Below are 20,140 nucleotides of genomic sequence, written 5' to 3'. Positions count from 1 at the left end.
ATGAGTCAGCATTTTTACGTACACCCGGAAAACCCCCAGGCCCGTCTGATCGGCCAGGCGGTGCAGATCATCCAGAACGGTGGCGTCATTGCCTATCCGACCGATTCCGGCTATGCGCTCGGTTGCCAGATGGGTGACAAGGGCGCGCTGGAGCGCATCTGCCGCATCCGTCGCATTGAACCCACCCACGACTTCACCCTGGTGTGCCGGGATCTCTCCGAGATCTCTACCTATGCCAAGGTGGACAACACGGCGTTTCGTCTGGTCAAGGGCAACACACCCGGGCCCTACACCTTCATTTTCAAGGCGACCAAGGAAGTGCCGCGCCGCCTGATGAACGAGAAGAAGAAGACCATCGGCATCCGGGTGCCGGCCAACAACATAGCGCTGGCCCTGCTGGAAGCGCTCGGTGAGCCGTTGCTCTCCACCACCCTGATCCTGCCGGGTTCGGAGATGGCGGAGTTTGACCCGGAAGAGATCTTCGACAAGCTGGGCAAACAGCTGGATCTGGTGGTCAACGGTGGCTATCTGGGCGAGCAGCCCACCACAGTGGTGGACTTCTCCGACGACGAGACAGTGCTGCGTCGTCGCGGTGCCGGGGATCCCACGCCGTTTGAGTGATACTGCCGACCCGGCACCTGTGATGGCCACGCCAGCACAGGTCACCATGGGGGAGGGGCTTGCCCCATCCCCCATCGCGAAAGTGCTGGGGCAGCCCTACCATGAGCTGCCCCAGGATCTGTTTATTCCGCCCGATGCGCTGGAAGTGTTTCTCGATACCTTCGAGGGGCCCCTCGATCTGCTGCTCTATCTCATTCGGCGCCAGCAGCTGGATATCCTGAACCTGCCAATCCTGCAGATCACCGCCCAGTACATGGAGTACGTGGAGCTGATGCAGGGGCTCAATCTGGAGCTGGCGGCTGAATATCTGCTGATGGCGGCCTGGCTCGCGGAGATCAAATCCCGTCTTTTGCTGCCCAAGGCCCCCGAGCTTGAGGATGAAGAGGAGGGAGAAGATTCCCGCGTCACCCTTATTCGTCGACTGCAGGAATATGAGCGCTTCAAGGTGGGGGGCGAGCGCCTCAATGCCTTGCCACGAGTGGAGCGGGAGATTTATATCGCCGCCGCCCTGCCGCCGGATTTCGGCTCTCTCAAGCCACTGACTCCCGATGTTTCACTGGTTGAGCTCGCCCTTTACATGCAAAGTGTGGTAAAACGCGCGACTCATTTCGAACATCACCAGATCCGCCGTGAGCAGATCCCGACCCGGGTGCGCATGGCGGAGATCTTGGCCATGCTCTCTCTGGGCCAGACATTGCGGCTGGAACAGGTACTCAAAATGGAAGAGGGACGCATGGGGGTGCTGGTGACGTTTCTGGCGCTGCTGGAGCTGTGCAAGGAGTCCCTGATTTGGATCCTGCAGGCTGAACCCCTGGGTCCGATCCATTTTGCCCTGGCGAGCCAAGAGGAGACCGGGGAGCGTGAACATGCGCACTGAGTTGTTTTCTTTGTCACTTCCTCGCAGCCAACTTGCCGGGGGGGGCGTGCATTTCCCGTTGCCCAGCCCGCCTGACGTCATGAGCAAGGAGGGCAACCGTGGCGCTGCCCGCTGAACGACTCAAGACGCTGGTCGAAGCCGCGATTTTTATTGCCGGGCGCCCCTTGACTGTGAGCGAGCTGAAAAGCGGTGTGCTGGCGGATTACCCCGTCACCGGCCGCTATATTCAGCTGCTGCTGGCCGAATTGCGACAGGATTACAGCGAGCGGGGAGTGGAGCTTAAAGAAGTTGCCTCCGGCTGGCGCTTTCAGGCGCGCCAGGAGTATGCCGAGGAGCTCTCCAGGCTCTGGAGCGAACGGGCTCCCCGTTATTCGCGCGCCGTGATGGAGACGCTGACGCTGATTGCGTATCGGCAGCCCATCACCCGGGCCGAGATCGAAGCCATCCGCGGGGTGGCGGTGTCGAGCCAGATAGTGAATACCCTGAAAGACCGTGGCTGGGTGCGCAGCGTTGGTCACAAGGAGGTGGTGGGTCGCCCGGAGCTGCTCGCCACCACCCGGGAATTTCTGGATTATTTCAATCTGCAGAGCCTGGATCAGCTCCCCGAGCTGGATCCTGAACTGCAAACCCCCCTGGCCGTTATGCCGGCTGAGGGCCGTGAAACCTGATCCATGTCGTTGGCATTTGCCAAGGCGTGGGCCAGGTCTCTTAATGATCAAAGTGGTGCCGGATTGCCCTGACGGGATCTGGCACAGTAGTCAACGTTGCCCGTTATGCTGACGGGCAGCGATCAACAATCAGGTAACCCCGATGAGTGAAAAACTGCAAAAAGTGTTGGCCCGCGCGGGTCACGGCTCCCGTCGTGAGATGGAGGCCCTGATCACCGCAGGTCGGGTCAGTGTGGATGGCAAGGTCGCCACACTGGGAGATCGCGTCGAAGTGAACGCCGTGATCCGTGTCGATGGCCATACGGTCAAGACCCGTGCCGAGGAAGAGATGATCTGCCGCGTGCTGGCGTATCACAAGCCCGAAGGGGAGATGTGTACCCGTCACGATCCGGAAGGTCGTCCGACCGTGTTCGATCGTCTGCCCAAGCTGGACAGTGCCCGCTGGATCGCGGTAGGCCGTCTCGACGTCAATACCTCAGGCCTGTTGCTGTTCACCACAGACGGTGAACTGGCCAACCGCCTGATGCACCCGAGTCACGAAGTGGAGCGCGAATACGCGGTGCGCGTGTTTGGCGAGATCACCGAAGCCATGTTGCAGCGCCTGCGCAAAGGCGTGCAGCTGGAAGATGGCATGGCCAAGTTCAACAAGATCAAACCGGCCGGCGGTGAAGGTCTGAACCAGTGGTTCAACGTCACCCTGACCGAAGGTCGCAACCGTGAAGTGCGCCGCCTGTGGGAATCCCAGGAAGTGCAGGTGAGCCGCCTGATGCGGGTGCGCTACGGCGACGTCACCCTGGATCGTGGCATCCCCCGCGGTGGCTGGCAGGAGCTGAAACTGCCGGAAGTGAACTACCTGCGCGGCCTGGTCAACATGCCGCCGGAGACCGAATCCAAGGTCGACCTGCAGCAGGATGGCAAGAGCACCCGTCACAAGCAGGCTGCCCAGATCCGTCGTGCCGTCAAGCGTCACAAGGACATGCAGGGTATGGAGCCGCGCGCCCGCAGCACCACGGCCCGCCGCAAGCCAACTTCCTCTACCCGCAACTCGGGTACCGGCAGCAAGTAAGCATTGCGCCGAGCCTCATGGGTTCATACAAGGAAAGGCCCGCCTCTCAGGCGGGCCTTTTTGTTGCTGCTGTTTGCCGTTTATTATTCCAATCCCCTCCTTGCTGAATTAAACCACCCGGCGGACCCGCTGCGGGAGAGGGGCAAGGTTGCTCTGCCAGAGCGGGCTTGTTAGCCTTTGCGGCACTGATACAGGAGATAATAATGAGCAAGGTACTTGATGAGCTGCTGGCCCTGCTGGCGCTCGAGAAAATCGAGGAGGGCCTGTTTCGGGGCCAGAGCCAGGATCTCGGTCTGCGGGCCGTGTTTGGCGGACAGGTAATGGGGCAGGCCTTGTCAGCCGCTAAACAGACGGTGGCCGCCGATCGTCAGGTGCACAGTTTTCACTCCTACTTCTTGCGCCCCGGTGATGCCAATCGTCCCATCATCTACGACGTGGAGAATATCCGCGACGGTCAGACCGTCTCTACCCGCCGGGTCAAGGCCATCCAGGGTGGCAAGCCCATCTTCTATCTCAACGCCTCGTTCCAGGTCGAGGCCGAAGGGTTCGAGCATCAGATAAGTATGCCGGCGGGGATCACCCCACCCGAGCAGCTCAAGAGCGAACTGGATCTGGTGCGTCCCTACGAGCATCAGATCCCGCCCGCCCTGCGCGACAAGATCATGTGCGAGAAACCCATCGAAATTCGCCCTGTGACCCTGGTCGACCCGATCCGTCCGGATGTGCACGAGCCGCTGCGCCATGTCTGGTTCAAGGCCAATGGCCAGATGCCGGATGATCAGCGGGTCCACAAGTACCTGCTGGCCTATGCCTCCGATTTCCACTTCCTGTTTACCGCCCTGCAGCCCCATGGTGTCTCTTACTGGGAGCCGGACATGCAGGTAGCCACCATAGATCACTCCATGTGGTTCCACCGGGACTTCAGGCTGGATGACTGGCTGCTCTACGTGGTGGACAGCCCGAGTGCCAGCGCAGGCCGCGGTCTGGTGCGCGGCCAGTTCTTTACCCGCGATGGGGTGCTGGTGGCGAGCACGGCGCAGGAAGGGGTGATCCGCCGACGCGGTTGACCTCAGATGCCAGCCATAAAAAACGGGAGCCAGTGGCTCCCGTTTTGTTTTCCGAACCGGCAATCAGGCCGTTTCACGCTCGGGGGCGAGCTGTGCTTCCCCACCCTGGGCGAAACGGTCGGCCCAGAGGGCGATGACGCCGTCACCTGTGACGTTGCAGGCGGTGCCAAAGCTGTCCTGCGCCAGGTAGAGGGCGATCATCAGGGCGATGGAGGCTTCCCCGAAACCCAGCATGGAGGTGAGCAGACCCAGGGCCGACATGACGCCGCCACCCGGTGCGCCCGGTGCAGCTATCATGATGACGCCCAGCATCATGATGAAGGGCAGCATGGTGCCATAGCCGGGAATGGCCAGGTGCTCGGAGAGGAACATGACGGCGGTGGCACAGGTCACCAGGGTGATGGTGGAGCCACACAGGTGGATGGTGGCGCACAGCGGCACTGTGAAGTTGGCGATGCCATGGCTCACGCCGTTGTTCTTGCTGGCCTGCAGCGCAACCGGAATAGTGGCGGCGCTGGACATGGTGCCGAGAGCGGTGAAGTAGGCGGGCAGCATGTTCTTGATAAGCATGGCGGGTGAGCGACCGAGCGCCAGACCCGTGCCGACGAACAGCACGCTGAGCCAGAACCAGTGCATGACAATGGCCATCACCAGCACAACGCCGAAGGTCTTCAGGGTGGCGAAGACGGTGCCCTCCACCGTCATCTCGACGAAGACACCGGCGATGTAGAGTGGCAGCAGCGGAATGATCACGCGGGCCAGCAGGCGGTCTATGATGTCACGGCCCTGATCGGCGACCCGGCGCAGGTCGGTGGCCTGGGTGGCGCTGATGCCGATGCCGAACACGAAAGCGGCGGCTAGGGCAGACATGACCCCGAACAGCGGTGGTATCTCCAGATTGATGTAGGAGGCAAGCTTTACGGCGGTTTCCGTGGTGGGCTCTGCGGCTGTGGTCAGCAGCGGGATCAGATGGCTTGCCACTGTGAAGGCGAACAGACCTGCCAGTATGGTGGAGCAATAAGAGAGAGCCACCGTCTTGCCCAGCAGCTTGCCGGAGTTCTTCGGCAGGCTGGCGATACCGCTCATGATGAAGAACAGAATGATGAGCGGAATGGTGAAGGTGATCAGCTGACCTATGACTGTCTTGGCCGTAAACAGCAGGCGTGCAATCCATTCCGGGGCGTAGAGACCGAGCAAGAGACCGGCAAGAATACCGGCAACCAGTTTGAGGACAAGTTTCATAAGGAAATCCAGGTGTTAGTGTCTGATTTGTTATTTAATTCTAATTTTAATGCCGCTTTTTAACACAAGTGCCGCATCTTGTCTCCCAACACCTGGTTAACTCAGAGTTAAATATTGTTAGCTGGATGATGAATTGCGGGGGATGGGCCCCTTGAAGCGACGGCGGCGATATTGATTCGTGGTGGGGGCGAGATCGGGTAGGCGGATCAGCAGGGCATGCAGCCAGCGGCCGTGCTTGGCATCCTCGCTGCACCAGCTCTGATGCAGCTCAAACGGCAGGGGGGCGATCAGTTGTTGCAGGCGGGCTTCATCGAGCCGGGTCTGCAGCGGGTATTCGTCCTGTGAGGAGGCCACTGGGTTGCCGGATTTTCCCTCGTCATAAGGGAAGGAGCAGTAGAGCGGCGCCCGGGGTTTGAGCAGGCTGGCGAGATGGATCAGGGCGGGGGCAAGCGCCTCCTCGACCAGGCAGGGCAGGGAGCCGCTGGCCCAGATGCCGTCAAAGGGCAGGACGTTGTGCATCTGCTCGAATCGGCAGACACGCACCGGCTGGCTGCAGCGGCGCGAGGCCAGCTTCGCCTGGGCCAGGCTGGCATCAAAGGCGGTGACCATGAACCCCTGCTGCCGGAAAAAGAGCAGATCCTCGCCCGCTCCGCAGCCCGCTTCCAGCAGATGGGCGCCTGCCGCCAGCGGTTTCAGAAAACGCTGACGGGCTGACAGTGTGCCTGGATCCGCCACAGATGGCAGACTGGGGGAAGCATCATGGTTGGGCAGTGGCGATATGGACATGGCAGGCACCTTCTTTCGGGGGCGCTACTCTAGCAAATTTGGCGGCGGGCTACCAAAGGCTCAGGTAAGCGAAATAATACCGCCTGGGTGGACACTGACCCGTGACGCTGTGACTACCTCCTGGCTGAGCAAGAAGCTGGGCAAGATCCCACTGCGCCTTGCCAGCAAGGAATGCGGGCCAGCTCGGGGCTGGCCCAGGCAGATCAGGGGCGGCGGGTGGCCGGGCCGTTTGGCAGGGCTATCAGGGTAAACAGGCTGTCGAGCAGGAAATCGGCCTCGCGGGTCAGGTTGATACGCTCAGGGAAGTGCAGCCAGTTGATGATGTAGCCATCCAGGGTGCAGTGCAGCAGGGTGGCGGCGCGGGGTAGGTCGATCCCGGCGGGCAATTGTCCCCGCCGTACTGCATTACCAAGGGCGGTTTCCAGATCACGGAAAAAAACGATTGCCTGTAAACGCATATGCTCACGCAACGAAATGGCTTCCCCTTCCAGCGACTCCAGATTGAACATGATGCTGAACATCTGCTGGTGGGCCGGATGAGTATTGATATTTATTAGCACCTCCTTGAGGAAGTGGCGCAGCTTGCCAAGGGGGTCGGTTTCCTGGGCATCGATGCAGGCTCCCAGCTGATGGGAGAGCGGCTGGCACAGCTCCTCCCACAAGGAGACGAACAGCTCTTCTTTATTTTTGAAGTGCCAGTAGATGGCGCCACGGGTCAGATCGGCGGCCCTGGCAATATCGGTCAGGCTGGTCTTGGCCAAGCCGTGTGAACAGAACAGATTAAGGGCCGTACTCATGATGTGGCAGCGGGTCTGCTGCGCCTCTTCTTTGGTTCTTCTGGCCATCGATATCTGCGCCTTGTAAAAGTAAAAAAGTCACTTACATACATTCGTGAATGTATGTATATTGCCTCATCTTTCCGATTTTACCAACAGGGACCGTAAACCCTGTGGTTATTCATTGACTGACAAAGGTTAAGGTTCTCCATGCATAAACATATTCTCGCACGTTCGGTTGGTCTTGCCTTGTGGGCAAGTAGCCTGCTGACAGCTTGTGGCGAACAGGGCGGTGCCCAGCAAGGGCCGGGTGACATGCCACCCGCCGCCGTGGGTGTAGTGACCCTACACACGGCACCGCTGCAACTCACCTCTGAGCTGACCGGTCGCAGTGCGCCGCTGCGGGTCGCCGAGGTGCGTCCCCAGGTGAGTGGCATCATTCTCAAGCGTCTGTTTACCGAAGGCAGCGATGTCAAGGCCGGGCAACTGCTCTATCAGATTGACCCCGCGGTTTATCAGGCCAATGTGGCCAGTGCCAAGGCCAATCTGGCCAAGGCACTGGCCAACGAGCAGAGCGCTCGCCTCAAGGCAAAGCGTTATGCCGAACTGGTGAAGGTGAAAGCCATCAGCAGCCAGGAGTATGACGACGCCGATGCCGCCTGGAAGCAGCAACTGGCCGAGATAGGCGCTGCCAAGGCGGCCTTGCAGAGTGCCAACATCAATCTGGCCTATACCCGCATCACGGCCCCCATCAGCGGTCGCATCGGCAAGTCAGCTGTGACCGAGGGTGCCCTGGTGACAGCCCAGCAGGCTGACAGTCTTACCTCCATCCAGCAGCTCGATCCCATGTATGTGGATGTGCGTCAGTCCACCGCCGACCTGCTGCGCCTCAAGCGCCAGATCGCCGCAGGCAAGCTCGTTCAGGACGAGAACAAGGGTGCCAAGGTGCGCTTTCAGCTGGAAGATGGCAGCAGCTACAGCGAAGAGGGATCATTGCAGTTCTCCGACGTGACAGTGGATGAGACCACCGGCATGGTGACCCTGCGGGTGATAGTGCCGAACCCTCATCAACTGTTGCTGCCCGGCATGTTCATGCGCGCCACTCTGCAAGAGGGCGAGCGAGCCGAAGGGCTGTTGGTGCCGCAAACCGCCGTGACCCGCACCCCCAAGGGGGGCGCTACCGTCATGGTGGTGACGGCGGACAACAAGGTCGAGCTGCGCGAGGTACAGGTGAGCCGCATCGTTGGCAGTGACTGGGTGGTGGAATCCGGTCTCAAGACGGGTGAGCGGGTGATCGTCGCCGGTCTGCAAAAGGTACAACCCGGGGCTGTCGTGGCGCCCACTGAACAGGCGGCCACAGCGCTGTCTGAACAGACCCCGGCCAACAAGTAGGATGGAGTAGTCGCCTCATGTCACGATTTTTCATAGACAGACCCATTTTCGCCTGGGTAATCGCCCTGGTGATCATGCTGGCGGGGAGCCTGGCCATCATAGGTCTGCCGATCTCCCAGTATCCCAGCATTGCACCGCCCGCCGTGGGTATCTCTGCAAGCTATCCGGGAGCTTCTGCCAAGACGGTAGAAGACTCTGTGACCCAGGTCATAGAGCAGAACATGACGGGGCTGGATCACCTGCTCTATATGTCTTCTCAATCTGATTCCTCCGGCAATGTGTCGCTGACCCTCACCTTCCAGGCGGGGACAGATCCCGATATTGCCCAGGTGCAGGTGCAGAACAAACTTCAGTTAGCCACACCGCTATTACCGCAAGAAGTGCAGCAGCAGGGGATAAAAGTTCAAAAAACATCCAGCAGCTTTTTGATGGTGGCGGCCTTCATCTCCGGTGATGGCAGCATGAACAGCGATGATCTGGCCGACTATGTGGTGGCCAACATCAAGGAGCCGCTGAGCCGTCTGGACGGGGTAGGGGACATCACATTGTTCGGCAGCCAGTACTCCATGCGTGTCTGGCTCGATCCGAACAAGCTCACCCGGGTACAGATGACCCCGATTGATGTGCAGAACGCCATCAAGGCACAGAATGCCCAGGTGGCGTTTGGCAAGGTGGGGGGCACGCCCTCGGTCGAAAGTCAGCAGTTTACTGCCACCATCATGGGGCAGACCCGTCTCTCTACCGTGGAGGAGTTCAACAATATCCTGCTGCGGGTGAATCAGGACGGCTCCAAGGTACGCTTGCAGGATGTGGCCCGGGTTGAGCTGGCGGGTGAAAACTACGACGCTGATGCGCTCTACAACGGCCAGTCTACCGCGGCGGTTGCCATCAAGCTGGCGACCGGTGCCAACGCCCTCGATACCGCCGAGAAGATCCGCGGCAAGCTGGACGAGCTCTCCGCCTACTTCCCGGCCAACATGAAGGTGGTCTATCCGTACGACACTACCCCCTTCGTGCAGATCTCCATCGAGGAGGTGGTACAGACCCTGATCGAGGCGATCTTCCTGGTGTTCTGCGTCATGTATCTGTTCTTGCAGAACTTCCGTGCCACCCTGATCCCGACCATAGCCGTGCCGGTTGTATTGCTTGGGACCTTTGGCGTCATGTCGGCGTTCGGCTTCTCCATCAACACCCTGACCATGTTCGGTCTGGTGCTGGCCATCGGCCTGCTGGTGGATGATGCCATCGTGGTGGTGGAGAACGTGGAGCGGCTGATGAGCGAGGAGGATCTCTCCCCGCTGGAAGCGACCCGCAAGTCCATGACCCAGATCACCGGCGCCCTGGTGGGGATCGCCCTGGTGCTCTCTGCCGTGTTCGTGCCCATGGCTTTCTTTGGCGGGTCAACCGGTGCCATCTATCGTCAGTTCTCTCTCACCATCGTCTCGGCCATGGTGTTGTCTGTGCTGGTGGCCCTGATCTTGACGCCTGCTTTGTGTGCCACCTTGCTCAAACCGATCAAGCATGGCGAGCATGGTGTCAAGCGCGGCTTTTTTGGCTGGTTTAACCGCGTCTTTGATTCAGGCGCAAACCGTTATCAAAGCGGTGTGCGCAAAGTGCTCAAGCAGGGGGTTCGCTACGGCATCATCTATGCGGCCATGTTGGCAGTACTGGCCGTGCTATTTATGCGCATGCCCACCTCCTTCCTGCCGGAAGAGGATCAGGGGGTCATCATGTCCATGGTGCAACTGCCGGTCGGTGCTACCAAGCAGCGCACCGAAGTGGTACTGGCGGACATGCGCGATTACTTCCTGAAAAACGAGAAGGACAACGTCGACTCTGTGCTGACGGTGGCGGGCTTCAGCTTCGCCGGTAGCGGCCAGAACAGCGGCATGGCGTTTATCAAGTTGAAAGACTGGAAAGAGCGCAGCAGCCCGGATCGCAGCGCCAACGCCATCATAGGCCGCGCCATGGGTTATCTGTTCAGCATCAAGGAAGCCCAGGTGTTCGCCTTCAACTTGCCTCCCATTCCTGAACTGGGCACGGCCACCGGCTTTGACTTCTACCTGCAAGATCGCGCAGGACTGGGTCATGATAAGCTGATGGCGGCGCGCAACCAGTTGCTTGGCATGGCGGCGCAGGATCCCAACCTGGTGCGGGTGCGCCCGAACGGGATGGAAGACACGCCCCAGCTCGACGTCAAGATTGACTACGAGAAGGCGCTGGCTCAGGGGCTTTCCATCAGCGACATCAACAGTACTCTCTCTACGGCCTGGGGCTCTTCTTACGTGAACGACTTCGTCGACCGGGGTCGGGTCAAGAAGGTCTACCTGCAGGCGGATGCCCCCTTCCGGATGAACCCGGAAGATCTCAAGCTGTGGTATGTGCGCAACAGCACAGGTCAGATGGTGCCCTTCTCTGCCTTTGCCAGCACTGAGTGGAGCTTTGGCTCACCCCGTCTGGAACGCTACAACGGCGTTTCCGCGATGGAGATAGTAGGTGAGGCCGCACCTGGCAAGAGTACCGGTGATGCCATGGCCGCCATCGAACAGATGGTGAAGCAGTTGCCGGAAGGGATAGGTATCGAGTGGACCGGCCTCTCCTTGCAGGAGCGGCAAGCGGGATCCCAGGCACCGGCCTTGTACGCCATCTCCCTGCTGGTGGTGTTCCTCTGTCTGGCGGCGCTGTACGAGAGCTGGAGCATTCCCTTCTCCGTCATGCTGGTGGTGCCGCTTGGCATCCTAGGCGCCGTGTTGGCGGCGACCATGCGGGGCTTGGAGAACGACGTCTACTTCCAGGTGGGCTTGCTCACCACCATAGGGCTGTCGGCCAAGAACGCGATACTTATCGTCGAGTTTGCCAAGGAGCTGTACGACAAGGGAATGGGCTTGGGTGACGCTGTGGTTGAGGCTGCGCGTCTGCGTCTGCGTCCTATCCTGATGACCTCCCTCGCCTTTATCCTGGGTGTACTGCCGCTGGTCATCAGCTCGGGAGCGGGTGCCAGCAGCCGTAACGCTATCGGTACGGGCGTGATGGGGGGGATGATCAGTGCGACCGTGCTGGCCATCTTCTTCGTGCCGCTGTTCTTCGTGCTGGTGACTCGCTATTTCACCAAACACAATTCACGGGAAGAGCGGGCCGCCCTTGCCAAGGAGACCCATCATGACTAAGACACTGGTCGCCTTGAGCGTGACGCTGCTGCTGGGGGCCTGTTCCATGGCCCCTGATTATCAAAGACCCGAATTGCCCCAAGGCGCCTCATGGCAGAGCAATCAGACAGCAGGGAAGGCGGCCGTCTCCCCCTGGCAGCAACAGTTCCTCGACCCGACGCTGCAAAGGCTCATCGATACTGCACTGGAGAACAACCGGGATCTGCGGATCGCGGCTCTCAACGTCGAGGCGTATGAAGCCAGGTACCGTATTCAGCGGGCGGCGCAACTGCCGACCCTGGCAGCGAACGGCTCGGGCACCCGCCAGCAGGGATCCGACGATCTCAGCAGCACGGGGCAGGGGACTATCAGCAGCCAGTACGATGCCAGTCTCGGCATCACCGCCTATGAGCTGGACCTGTTTGGCCGGATCCAGAGCCTGAAAGATCAGGCTCTGGAGACCTACCTTGCCGAGATTGAGACCCGGCGCAGCACCCAGATTGCGCTGATAGCGTCGGTGGCCAATGCCTATCTCACCTTGCTGGCGGATCAGGAGTTGCTGGCGCTGAGCGAGGCGACCTTGTCGACCGAGCAGGAGAGTTATGGCCTGACCGAGCACAAGTATCGCTTGGGCGCGGCCTCAGAGATGGAGCTTGCCCAGGGGCGTACCGCACTGGAAAGCGCCCGGGTCAGCCTGGCCCAGTACCAACGCCAGGTGAAGCAGGATCGCAATGGTCTGACACTGCTCCTTGGCACCCAGGTTCCTGTGCTGGACAGCCAGCCAGTGACCCTGGCCGAGGTAAAACTGGCGGCGATCCCGGTGGGTGCGCCTTCGAGCTTGCTGCAACAGCGCCCGGATATCCTGGCTGCCGAGCACAGTCTGAAGGCGGCCAATGCCAATATAGGCGCGGCGCGCGCCGCCTTCTTCCCCTCCATCTCGCTCACCGCGACGGCGGGGACGGCCAGCAACCAGCTGAGCGGCCTGTTTGACGGAGGAACCGGCACCTGGTCGTTTATCCCCCAGATCAACCTGCCCATCTTCGACGGTGGGAAACGTATCGCCGATCTTGATGTGGCTGAAGTGAGTACCCGGCAGGCGGTGGCGAGCTACGAGAAGAGCATCCAGACCGCCTTCAAGGAGGTTGCGGATACCCTCGGTGCCCAGTCGGACTATCAGCAGCAGTTGCAGGCACAGCAGGCTCTGGTCGAAGCCAACCAGACCTATTTCAAGCTGGCGGAGTTCCGTTATGAGCAAGGTGTGGACAGTTACCTGACCCGGCTCGATGCCCAGCGTTCGTTGTTCAGTGCCAAGCAGGGCCTGATCAGCACCCGTCTGGCCCAGCTGACCAACCAGGTGGCGCTCTACAAGGCCATAGGTGGTGGTTGGCAAGCCCCCGACACGATGACAGGGCAGCAGTAGCGATTACCTCCCACTTTGGGTTATCATATAGCCACAGGGCGAACCATCCGGTTCGCCCTGTTTTTTGAGCAAGATCATATGCATATGGCACCTTGATGACATAATGCGTCGTGCTTTATCGAGTTGGGCCCCCTGTTTCCGATGTCCAGCTCATTGAGTAGTATGGGAATGGGCTGCAACACCGCAAAATAGCACTGGAACAGTGTTCGGAAGATAGGCAAGACCCTTTCAGGACCATACATACTAGTGCTTGCCGCAAGATCTGGTGAGTAAAAAATTTATTTTTGCGTTTAAGATCAAAGAAATAGTAACTCAACAAGCGAAAGACTAGCCGCAACTGTCCTTGCCATATATAAGCAAAGAGCGGGAACGGAAAGAGAGTGAGCCAGGATGATGCATTAACCAGATCAAGGGTCAGATCTGACGGTGCAACAGATCGCTAAAGGCGTTAGAATCCACCGCTGTCGTTGCAATGGAATAGCTCAATAAGATAGGTTCGAACATCAACGTCTCATCGAACCTTATTAAGCAAGTAGTTGGCAAGGGTAGTAGCCACTACGTCACAAGCTGGAGGGCATGATGGCCAACAGCACATTCATTCTGGTTAAAATCAGCGAACTGGGAGCTGTAACTCAGGGGCGGTAGCCATTGCACTTTTCCCCTTGATAGTCAGAAATCTGCCGGTCAGACATGTTTATCCTTGTCTCCAGTCTCATTGTTGCAACTCGTTTTACCTTCATTTTTTATATTCATTTCAAGAGCATACCTATGAAAATCCTTGTCACTGGTGGCGCTGGCTTTATCGGGTCGGCGGTTGTTCGTCATATTATTCGAAACACGCAGGATGCCGTGGTCAATCTCGACAAACTCACCTATGCGGGGAATCTGGAGTCCCTGGCCGACGTGGCTGCCAGTGAGCGTTATGTTTTCGAGCAGGTGGATATCTGTCATCGCAGCGAATTGGATCGGGTGTTTGCTCTGCATCAACCGGATGCCGTGATGCACCTGGCGGCCGAGAGCCATGTCGATCGCTCCATCACGGGGCCTGCCGATTTCATCGAAACCAATATTGTTGGCACCTATACGTTGCTGGAAGCGGCGCGCGCTTACTGGAACGAATTGAACGATACACGCAAAGCGGCTTTCCGCTTCCACCACATCTCCACCGACGAGGTGTATGGCGATCTGCCCCATCCGGATGAGGTGAGTGCCGGTCATCCCTTGTGGAATAAGCCACTGCCGCTCTTTACCGAAACCACTCCTTACGCCCCCAGCAGCCCCTATTCGGCCTCCAAGGCCTCCAGCGACCATCTGGTTCGCGCCTGGCGCCGAACTTACGGCTTGCCGACCCTGGTCACCAATTGCTCCAACAACTATGGCCCCTACCACTTCCCCGAGAAGCTGATCCCGCTGGTGATCCTGAATGCGCTGGATGGCAAGCCACTGCCGGTTTATGGCAAGGGGGACCAGATCCGCGACTGGCTCTACGTAGAAGATCATGCTCGCGCGCTTTACAAGGTAGTGACCACTGGCGTTATCGGTGAGACCTATAACATCGGCGGTCACAACGAGAAGCAGAATCTGGAGGTGGTCCACACCATCTGCGATTTGCTCGACGAGATGGTCCCCAAGGCTGGTTCTTACCGCGATCAAATTAACTATGTGGCGGATCGCCCCGGTCACGATCGCCGCTATGCCATCGACGCCAGCAAGATGAGCGCCGAGCTGGATTGGCAGCCAGAAGAGACTTTCGAGTCGGGCATTCGCAAAACCGTACAGTGGTATCTGGATAACCAGCAGTGGGTCAACAACGTTAAAAGCGGTGCCTATCAATCCTGGATCACCCAGCAGTATGGGGAGAAAAAGCAATGAAGGGCATTATTCTGGCTGGTGGTTCTGGTACCCGTCTCTATCCCATTACCATGGGGGTTTCCAAGCAGTTGCTTCCTGTTTACGACAAACCCATGATCTATTATCCACTGTCGGTCTTGATGCTTGCCGGTATCAGGGAAATTTTGATTATTACCACTCCGGAAGATCAGACAAGTTTCCAGCGTCTATTGGGTGATGGTAGCCAGTTTGGTATTTCGCTGACTTATGCAGTACAACCAACCCCCGATGGGCTTGCCCAAGCGTTTATCATAGGTGAAGAGTTTATTGGTAACGACTCTGTCTGCTTGATATTGGGTGACAATATGTTTTGGGGGCAGGGGTTTTCGCCGATGTTGCTCGATGCCGCAGGCAGAAAGGAAGGCGCAACAGTCTTTGGCTATAAGGTTCAAGATCCTGAGCGGTTTGGTATTGTTGAATTTGATGATAAACAAAGTGTCATCTCCATTGAAGAGAAGCCAGCACAGCCTAAGTCACATTTTGCTGTTACCGGATTGTATTTCTATGATAACCAGGTTGTAGATTTTGCCAAACAGGTCGAACCCTCCAAACGAGGGGAGCTTGAGATAACCAGTATTAATCAGATGTACCTTGAGCGTAATCAGCTCAATGTTGAGCTGTTGGGACGCGGTTTTGCTTGGCTTGACAGCGGTACCCATGAAAGCTTGCTTGAAGCATCAAATTTTGTGGCAACAATAGAGGCTCGACAAGGTTTTAAAATAGCCTGTCTTGAAGAAATTGCGTTGCGTAATGGTTGGTTGAGTAAAACCGAGGTAGCCGTTACAGCGCTGAAAATGGCTAAAAACAGCTACGGGCAATATCTTCTGGAGCTGATAAAGGATTCGTGATGAGTGTGATTAAATTAATCGATTTTCCTATATTAGGCGATGAACGGGGTTCGTTAATTGCTCTGGAAGGTAACAAAAATATTCCTTTCGAAATAAAACGTGTTTATTACATTTATGGTACGCAGGACGGTGTTGCCCGCGGCTTCCATGCCCACAAAGAGTTGCAACAGATCGCTATTTGTTTGAATGGCAGTTGTCGTTTTGTTATGGATGATGGCGTGGATAAATCAGAAGTCATTCTCGATTCACCATCTCAAGGGCTTCTTATTGATGTTATGCAGTGGCATGAAATGTATGATTTTAGTGCAGGTTGTGTACTGTTGGTGTTAGCCAGTGATGTCTATGAAGAGAAAGACTACATCAGGAACTATGATGATTTTTGCGGCTTAATACTTACTAAGAGAGTTACGTGATGATTCATACTCTGAGTGATGTACAGTCAAAAAATATTGGTAAGGATACTCGAATATGGCAGTATTCGGTTGTTCTACAAGGCGCAAAAATTGGTACAGAATGCAATATATGTGCTCACACATTAATCGAAAATGATGTCATCATAGGTGATCGCGTCACGATCAAGTCTGGTGTGTATATATGGGATGGTATAACAATCGAAGATGATGTTTTTATCGGACCTTGTGTTGCATTCACGAATGACAGGCATCCTCGCTCCAAGATTTATCCAGATGAATTCTCTAAAATGCTAATAAAGAATGGGGCATCTATCGGAGCCAATGCAACACTGTTACCTGGCATCACGATAGGAAGACATGCAATGGTCGGTGCTGGTGCCGTTGTCACAAAAGATGTACCCGATTATGCTGTTGTGGTGGGTAATCCGGCTAAAATAATCCGTTATGCTGAGATGTAAAAAATGATTAACTTCCTTGACTTGAAAACTATTAATAGCCAATACCAAAAAGAATTAAAAGATGCTTGTGCAAGAGTGATAGATTCTGGCTGGTATATCATGGGGAGCGAGCTGGCCCAATTTGAAATGGAATTCGCCAACTATTGTGGCGCCAAACATGCCATCGGTGTTGCTAATGGCCTTGATGCCCTCAATCTGGTGCTGCGTGCCTGGAAAGCACTTGGAAAATTGCAAGCTGGCGATGAAGTAATAGTGCAGGCCAATACGTATATTGCGTCCATATTGGCGATCACCGAAAACGATTTAGTACCTGTCTTGGTTGAGCCCAACCCGAATACTTATAACCTCGATCCCAGCGTTGTTCGTGCAGTAATAACTGCCAAGACCAAAGCAATATTGCCAGTCCATCTCTATGGTCAGCTTTCCCCCATGCCAGAGTTGATGGCGATTGCCGCTGAATCTGGTCTACTTGTGCTGGAAGACTGTGCCCAGGCGCATGGTGCAGCAATCGAGGGAAAACGAGCGGGTAACTGGGGCGATGCAGCTGGTTTCAGCTTCTATCCAGGTAAAAACCTGGGTGCTCTAGGAGATGCAGGTGCAGTGACAACGAATGATGATGAGTTGGCTCAGACAATCAGAGCACTGCGCAATTATGGCTCGCACAAGAAATACGAAAACCTGTATCAAGGGGTCAACAGTCGCTTGGATGAAATTCAGGCGGCAATGATGCGGGTCAAGCTCCCTTATCTGGAAGGGGAGACTGCTCGTCGTCAAAGTATTGCTCAATCCTATCGCGCACGAATTAACAATCCTTCCGTAACACTACCCTGTGTGGAAAATGAAAGCGCACATGTATGGCATTTATTTGTGGTATGCAGTGATGTACGTGAGCAGTTGCAGCAATGGTTGTCTGAGCAAGGTATCCAGACGCTGATCCACTACCCCATACCTCCCCATAAACAAAAAGCGTACCCTGAATTCCAGGATTACCGACTGCCGTTGACAGAGCAGATCCATCAGCAAGTCCTTTCTCTCCCCATGGATCCGACCATGAGCGATGAGGCTGTGACAAGGGTAATCGATGCGGTGAACGGCTTTAAAGCATGAGACGCTTGCTTAAAGTGACTGCCATGACGGGGCTGTTGACGCTCCTTAAAATGGCGATGGGGTTTGTCATTGCCAAGGTGGTGGCCATTTATACTGGCCCCACCGGGATGGCCATGTTAGGCCAGGTTCAAAGCATGGTCGGTGCGTTCAATGGGGTGATTAATGCCCCAGTGGGCAGCGGGGTTGTACGTTATACCGCTGAGAAGAAAGATCAGGGATTTGAGGCATGTGCTCCCTGGTGGCGAGCTGCAGTACAGTGGGTAGTGATTATTTCTGCCATCACGATTCCAAGCGGATTGCTTCTGGCCGAACACATTTCAAGCTGGCTTTTTCAAGATACAACGCTGACTTGGGTGGTTATGGCTACCGTCTGTGTCTTGCCGTTGTCAGCCATAGGGACACTGTGTAATTCCATCATCAATGGTCAGCAACTTTATCGCCGCTATGTTGGTTTGGGTATGCTCTCTGCCGTTATATCCGGTTGTGTTATGTTGACCATGATAGTGATGGCCAATATCCAGGGAGCCTTGTTGGCTGCTGCGGTACAGGCTGCCTTGATTGGACTGGTAATGCTGATTGCTAACTTGCGCCAACCCTGGTTTAGATTGAAGTATTGGTGGGGCGCAACCGACTTGGAAGCGAGAAAGTCTATTGGTGGTTATATGTTGATGGCAATCACCAGTGCCTTGACTGTACCTATATCGCTTATTTTAGTTCGTACAATTTTGATCCAGCAAGTGGGGTGGGAAGCTGCAGGTCATTGGCAGGCGGTATGGAAAATATCAGAGGTCTACCTTGGGGTTATTACCATGGCGCTAGGGACTTATTACCTTCCTCGTCTTTCCTCTCTGGTCGGTGTGGATGCCATTGTCAGTGAGATCAATAAAACGGCACTGGTAATTTTACCGATCGTTGCAATCATGGCTTTGGGTGTATATCTATTGCGTGATGTGGCTATTTGGTTGCTTTTTACAGAGGATTTCAAGTCGGCACGGGATCTCTTTGCTATTCAGTTGTGTGGGGATGTAATAAAAATTACAAGTTGGCTCTATGCATATCCTATGTTATCCCGAGGTAAAACCAAGATATTTGTAGCAACTGAAATTTTATTCTCACTCCTTTTTGTCATACTCTCTTACCCGTTGATATGCTACGTTGGAATTAAAGGAGCTACTATAGCTTACCTAGCAACGTATATTTGCTATTTCATATTTATGTATTCAAACCTTAAAAGAATTTCTCGTTAAAATTTAACTTCCTCGAGAGCTTGGTTATATGAAAGTTCTATTAGTCGGAGAATACTCCGGTGTACATACCAATTTAGCAAAAAATCTTATTGCTAAAGGATATACCGTTACAACAGTATCTGATGGTGATGGATATAAAAGTTTTCCTCGAGACATCGATCTTGCTATCTCTGAGAATAGACTATTTAAAAATTCTATAGTAAAAAATATTCTATATTATCTCGGCGTTAAAGGTGTTATATCCTATTTTAAGAAGCGAAATCAGCTTGATGAACTCAAAGGATATGACATTGTTCAGCTGATTAATCCAGCGCCGATAACAGCATACTCTTCAATTGCCAATTATATGTTGTTAAGAAAGCTCAAGAAAAATAACGGAAAGTTTTTTTTATGTGCTTTAGGCGATGACTATTACTGGGTCAAACTATGTTTAAGTAGGAAACTGAAATATAGTCCATTAGATAAGTTCACTCTATCAACATTTAAGAATTATCTTTTTTCTTTAAAGTATATATATGGGATTGGGTATAAAAAGTTAAATAACTATGCTGTTAATATATCAGAAAAAATAATACCTGGTTTGATAGATTATAAAAATGCATATGCTTGGTCTGATAAAGTTACCGAGATAATAGGCATTTCAATAGATCAAGAGCAGTTCTTACGAACAAAGGATATATATGAGACGCAATCTTTTATACGTAACAGAAACGTCATAAATGTATTTCATGGATGGCAAAAAGGTAAAGATCTGCGTAAAGGTAACGATATACTTGATGCTACTATGTTGTCTTTAAAAGAAAGATACCCGGACAAAATTAATTATGAAGTCGTTTCTGGATTGACTTATGATGAGTATATAAAAAGATTTGATTCTGCCGATATATTCCTAGATCAATTGTATAGCTATGACCGGGGAGTAAATGGCATACTCGGTATGGCTAATGGAAAGTTGGTTGTGTCTGGTTTCGAAGATTCTCCATCCATACAAGGGCTTGTAACTCAACTAGGAATTAATGGAACACCAAATCAAAAGACGCTATTTGACGCACTTGAATTTATTATTAACAACCAAGATATTAGATATCAGATAGTTAAAAATTCTATTTCCTATAT

18 protein-coding genes are annotated in these 20,140 nt (G+C 54.9%); 15 read left to right on the top strand and 3 right to left on the bottom strand.

What is annotated here, in order from left to right; translation table 11 throughout:
• The 5 genes from AACX78_RS16015 (at window position 1) to tesB (ending at window position 4,299) form a co-directional block, all read left to right on the top strand.
• Window positions 1-621: an L-threonylcarbamoyladenylate synthase gene (locus tag AACX78_RS16015; RefSeq protein ID WP_159166798.1), complete on the top strand. Its 621-nt coding sequence runs from the start codon at window positions 1-3 to the stop codon at window positions 619-621.
• Window positions 614-1,498: a segregation and condensation protein A gene (locus tag AACX78_RS16010; protein ID WP_201302879.1), complete on the top strand. Its 885-nt coding sequence runs from the start codon at window positions 614-616 to the stop codon at window positions 1,496-1,498. The genes AACX78_RS16015 and AACX78_RS16010 overlap by 8 nt, the downstream gene beginning before the upstream one ends.
• A 98-nt stretch (window positions 1,499-1,596) precedes the next feature.
• Window positions 1,597-2,166, top strand: a complete 570-nt coding sequence (gene scpB / locus AACX78_RS16005) for an SMC-Scp complex subunit ScpB (RefSeq protein WP_021139994.1) — start codon at window positions 1,597-1,599, stop codon at window positions 2,164-2,166.
• 142 nt (window positions 2,167-2,308) lie between these two features.
• On the top strand, window positions 2,309-3,232 hold the full coding sequence (gene rluB, locus AACX78_RS16000; protein ID WP_021139995.1) for a 23S rRNA pseudouridine(2605) synthase RluB: 924 nt from the start codon (window positions 2,309-2,311) through the stop codon (window positions 3,230-3,232).
• A gap of 203 nt (window positions 3,233-3,435) precedes the next feature.
• Window positions 3,436-4,299 carry an acyl-CoA thioesterase II gene (gene tesB, locus AACX78_RS15995; protein WP_159166796.1) on the top strand — a complete coding sequence of 288 codons (864 nt, stop codon included), beginning with the start codon at window positions 3,436-3,438 and terminating at the stop codon, window positions 4,297-4,299.
• 63 nt (window positions 4,300-4,362) lie between these two features.
• Here the strand turns inward: tesB and AACX78_RS15990 are convergent, their stop codons facing one another.
• The 3 genes from AACX78_RS15990 to AACX78_RS15980 form a co-directional block, all read right to left on the bottom strand.
• Complete coding sequence (locus AACX78_RS15990; RefSeq protein WP_159166795.1) at window positions 4,363-5,541, bottom strand: dicarboxylate/amino acid:cation symporter; 1,179 nt, start codon at window positions 5,539-5,541, stop codon at window positions 4,363-4,365.
• Window positions 5,542-5,658: 117 nt separating this feature from the next.
• A complete protein-coding gene (locus tag AACX78_RS15985) occupies window positions 5,659-6,327 on the bottom strand; it encodes a class I SAM-dependent methyltransferase (protein WP_159166794.1) in 669 nt (222 codons plus the stop codon).
• 203 nt (window positions 6,328-6,530) lie between these two features.
• Window positions 6,531-7,172, bottom strand: a complete 642-nt coding sequence (locus tag AACX78_RS15980) for a TetR family transcriptional regulator (RefSeq protein WP_159166793.1) — start codon at window positions 7,170-7,172, stop codon at window positions 6,531-6,533.
• Between the two features lie 141 nt (window positions 7,173-7,313).
• On the opposite strand from AACX78_RS15980, the gene AACX78_RS15975 reads away from it, so the two are divergent.
• The 10 genes from AACX78_RS15975 to AACX78_RS15930 form a co-directional block, all read left to right on the top strand.
• Entirely contained in the window at window positions 7,314-8,495 is a 1,182-nt protein-coding gene (locus tag AACX78_RS15975; RefSeq protein WP_159166792.1) for an efflux RND transporter periplasmic adaptor subunit, read from the top strand.
• 17 nt (window positions 8,496-8,512) lie between these two features.
• The gene (locus AACX78_RS15970; protein ID WP_159166791.1) at window positions 8,513-11,662 is read left to right on the top strand and encodes an efflux RND transporter permease subunit; all 3,150 of its coding nucleotides are present in this window, start codon (window positions 8,513-8,515) and stop codon (window positions 11,660-11,662) included.
• On the top strand, window positions 11,655-13,061 hold the full coding sequence (locus tag AACX78_RS15965) for an efflux transporter outer membrane subunit (protein WP_159166790.1): 1,407 nt from the start codon (window positions 11,655-11,657) through the stop codon (window positions 13,059-13,061). Before AACX78_RS15970 ends, AACX78_RS15965 begins: the two co-directional genes overlap by 8 nt.
• A 768-nt stretch (window positions 13,062-13,829) precedes the next feature.
• On the top strand, window positions 13,830-14,933 hold the full coding sequence (rfbB, locus tag AACX78_RS15960; RefSeq protein ID WP_159166789.1) for a dTDP-glucose 4,6-dehydratase: 1,104 nt from the start codon (window positions 13,830-13,832) through the stop codon (window positions 14,931-14,933).
• Window positions 14,930-15,799: a glucose-1-phosphate thymidylyltransferase RfbA gene (rfbA, locus tag AACX78_RS15955; RefSeq protein ID WP_159166788.1), complete on the top strand. Its 870-nt coding sequence runs from the start codon at window positions 14,930-14,932 to the stop codon at window positions 15,797-15,799. Before rfbB ends, rfbA begins: the two co-directional genes overlap by 4 nt.
• Complete coding sequence (locus AACX78_RS15950) at window positions 15,799-16,212, top strand: sugar 3,4-ketoisomerase (RefSeq protein WP_159166787.1); 414 nt, start codon at window positions 15,799-15,801, stop codon at window positions 16,210-16,212. The genes rfbA and AACX78_RS15950 overlap by 1 nt, the downstream gene beginning before the upstream one ends.
• On the top strand, window positions 16,212-16,670 hold the full coding sequence (locus AACX78_RS15945; RefSeq protein ID WP_201302878.1) for a DapH/DapD/GlmU-related protein: 459 nt from the start codon (window positions 16,212-16,214) through the stop codon (window positions 16,668-16,670). The genes AACX78_RS15950 and AACX78_RS15945 overlap by 1 nt, the downstream gene beginning before the upstream one ends.
• A gap of 3 nt (window positions 16,671-16,673) precedes the next feature.
• Window positions 16,674-17,777, top strand: coding sequence for a DegT/DnrJ/EryC1/StrS family aminotransferase (locus AACX78_RS15940; RefSeq protein ID WP_159166785.1), 1,104 nt, complete (start codon window positions 16,674-16,676; stop codon window positions 17,775-17,777).
• The gene (locus tag AACX78_RS15935; RefSeq protein ID WP_159166784.1) at window positions 17,774-19,024 is read left to right on the top strand and encodes an O-antigen translocase; all 1,251 of its coding nucleotides are present in this window, start codon (window positions 17,774-17,776) and stop codon (window positions 19,022-19,024) included. The genes AACX78_RS15940 and AACX78_RS15935 overlap by 4 nt, the downstream gene beginning before the upstream one ends.
• 28 nt (window positions 19,025-19,052) lie before the next feature.
• Window positions 19,053-20,140: glycosyltransferase family 1 protein (locus tag AACX78_RS15930; protein WP_159166783.1), on the top strand; the 1,088-nt coding region annotated here is incomplete at its 3' end.

Source organism: Aeromonas sp. 9A, assembly GCF_963900955.1.
GTDB lineage: Bacteria > Pseudomonadota > Gammaproteobacteria > Enterobacterales > Aeromonadaceae > Aeromonas > Aeromonas salmonicida.
The sequence above is the reverse complement of the archived record's forward strand: the minus strand, read 5'-3'. Positions and strand labels throughout refer to the sequence as shown.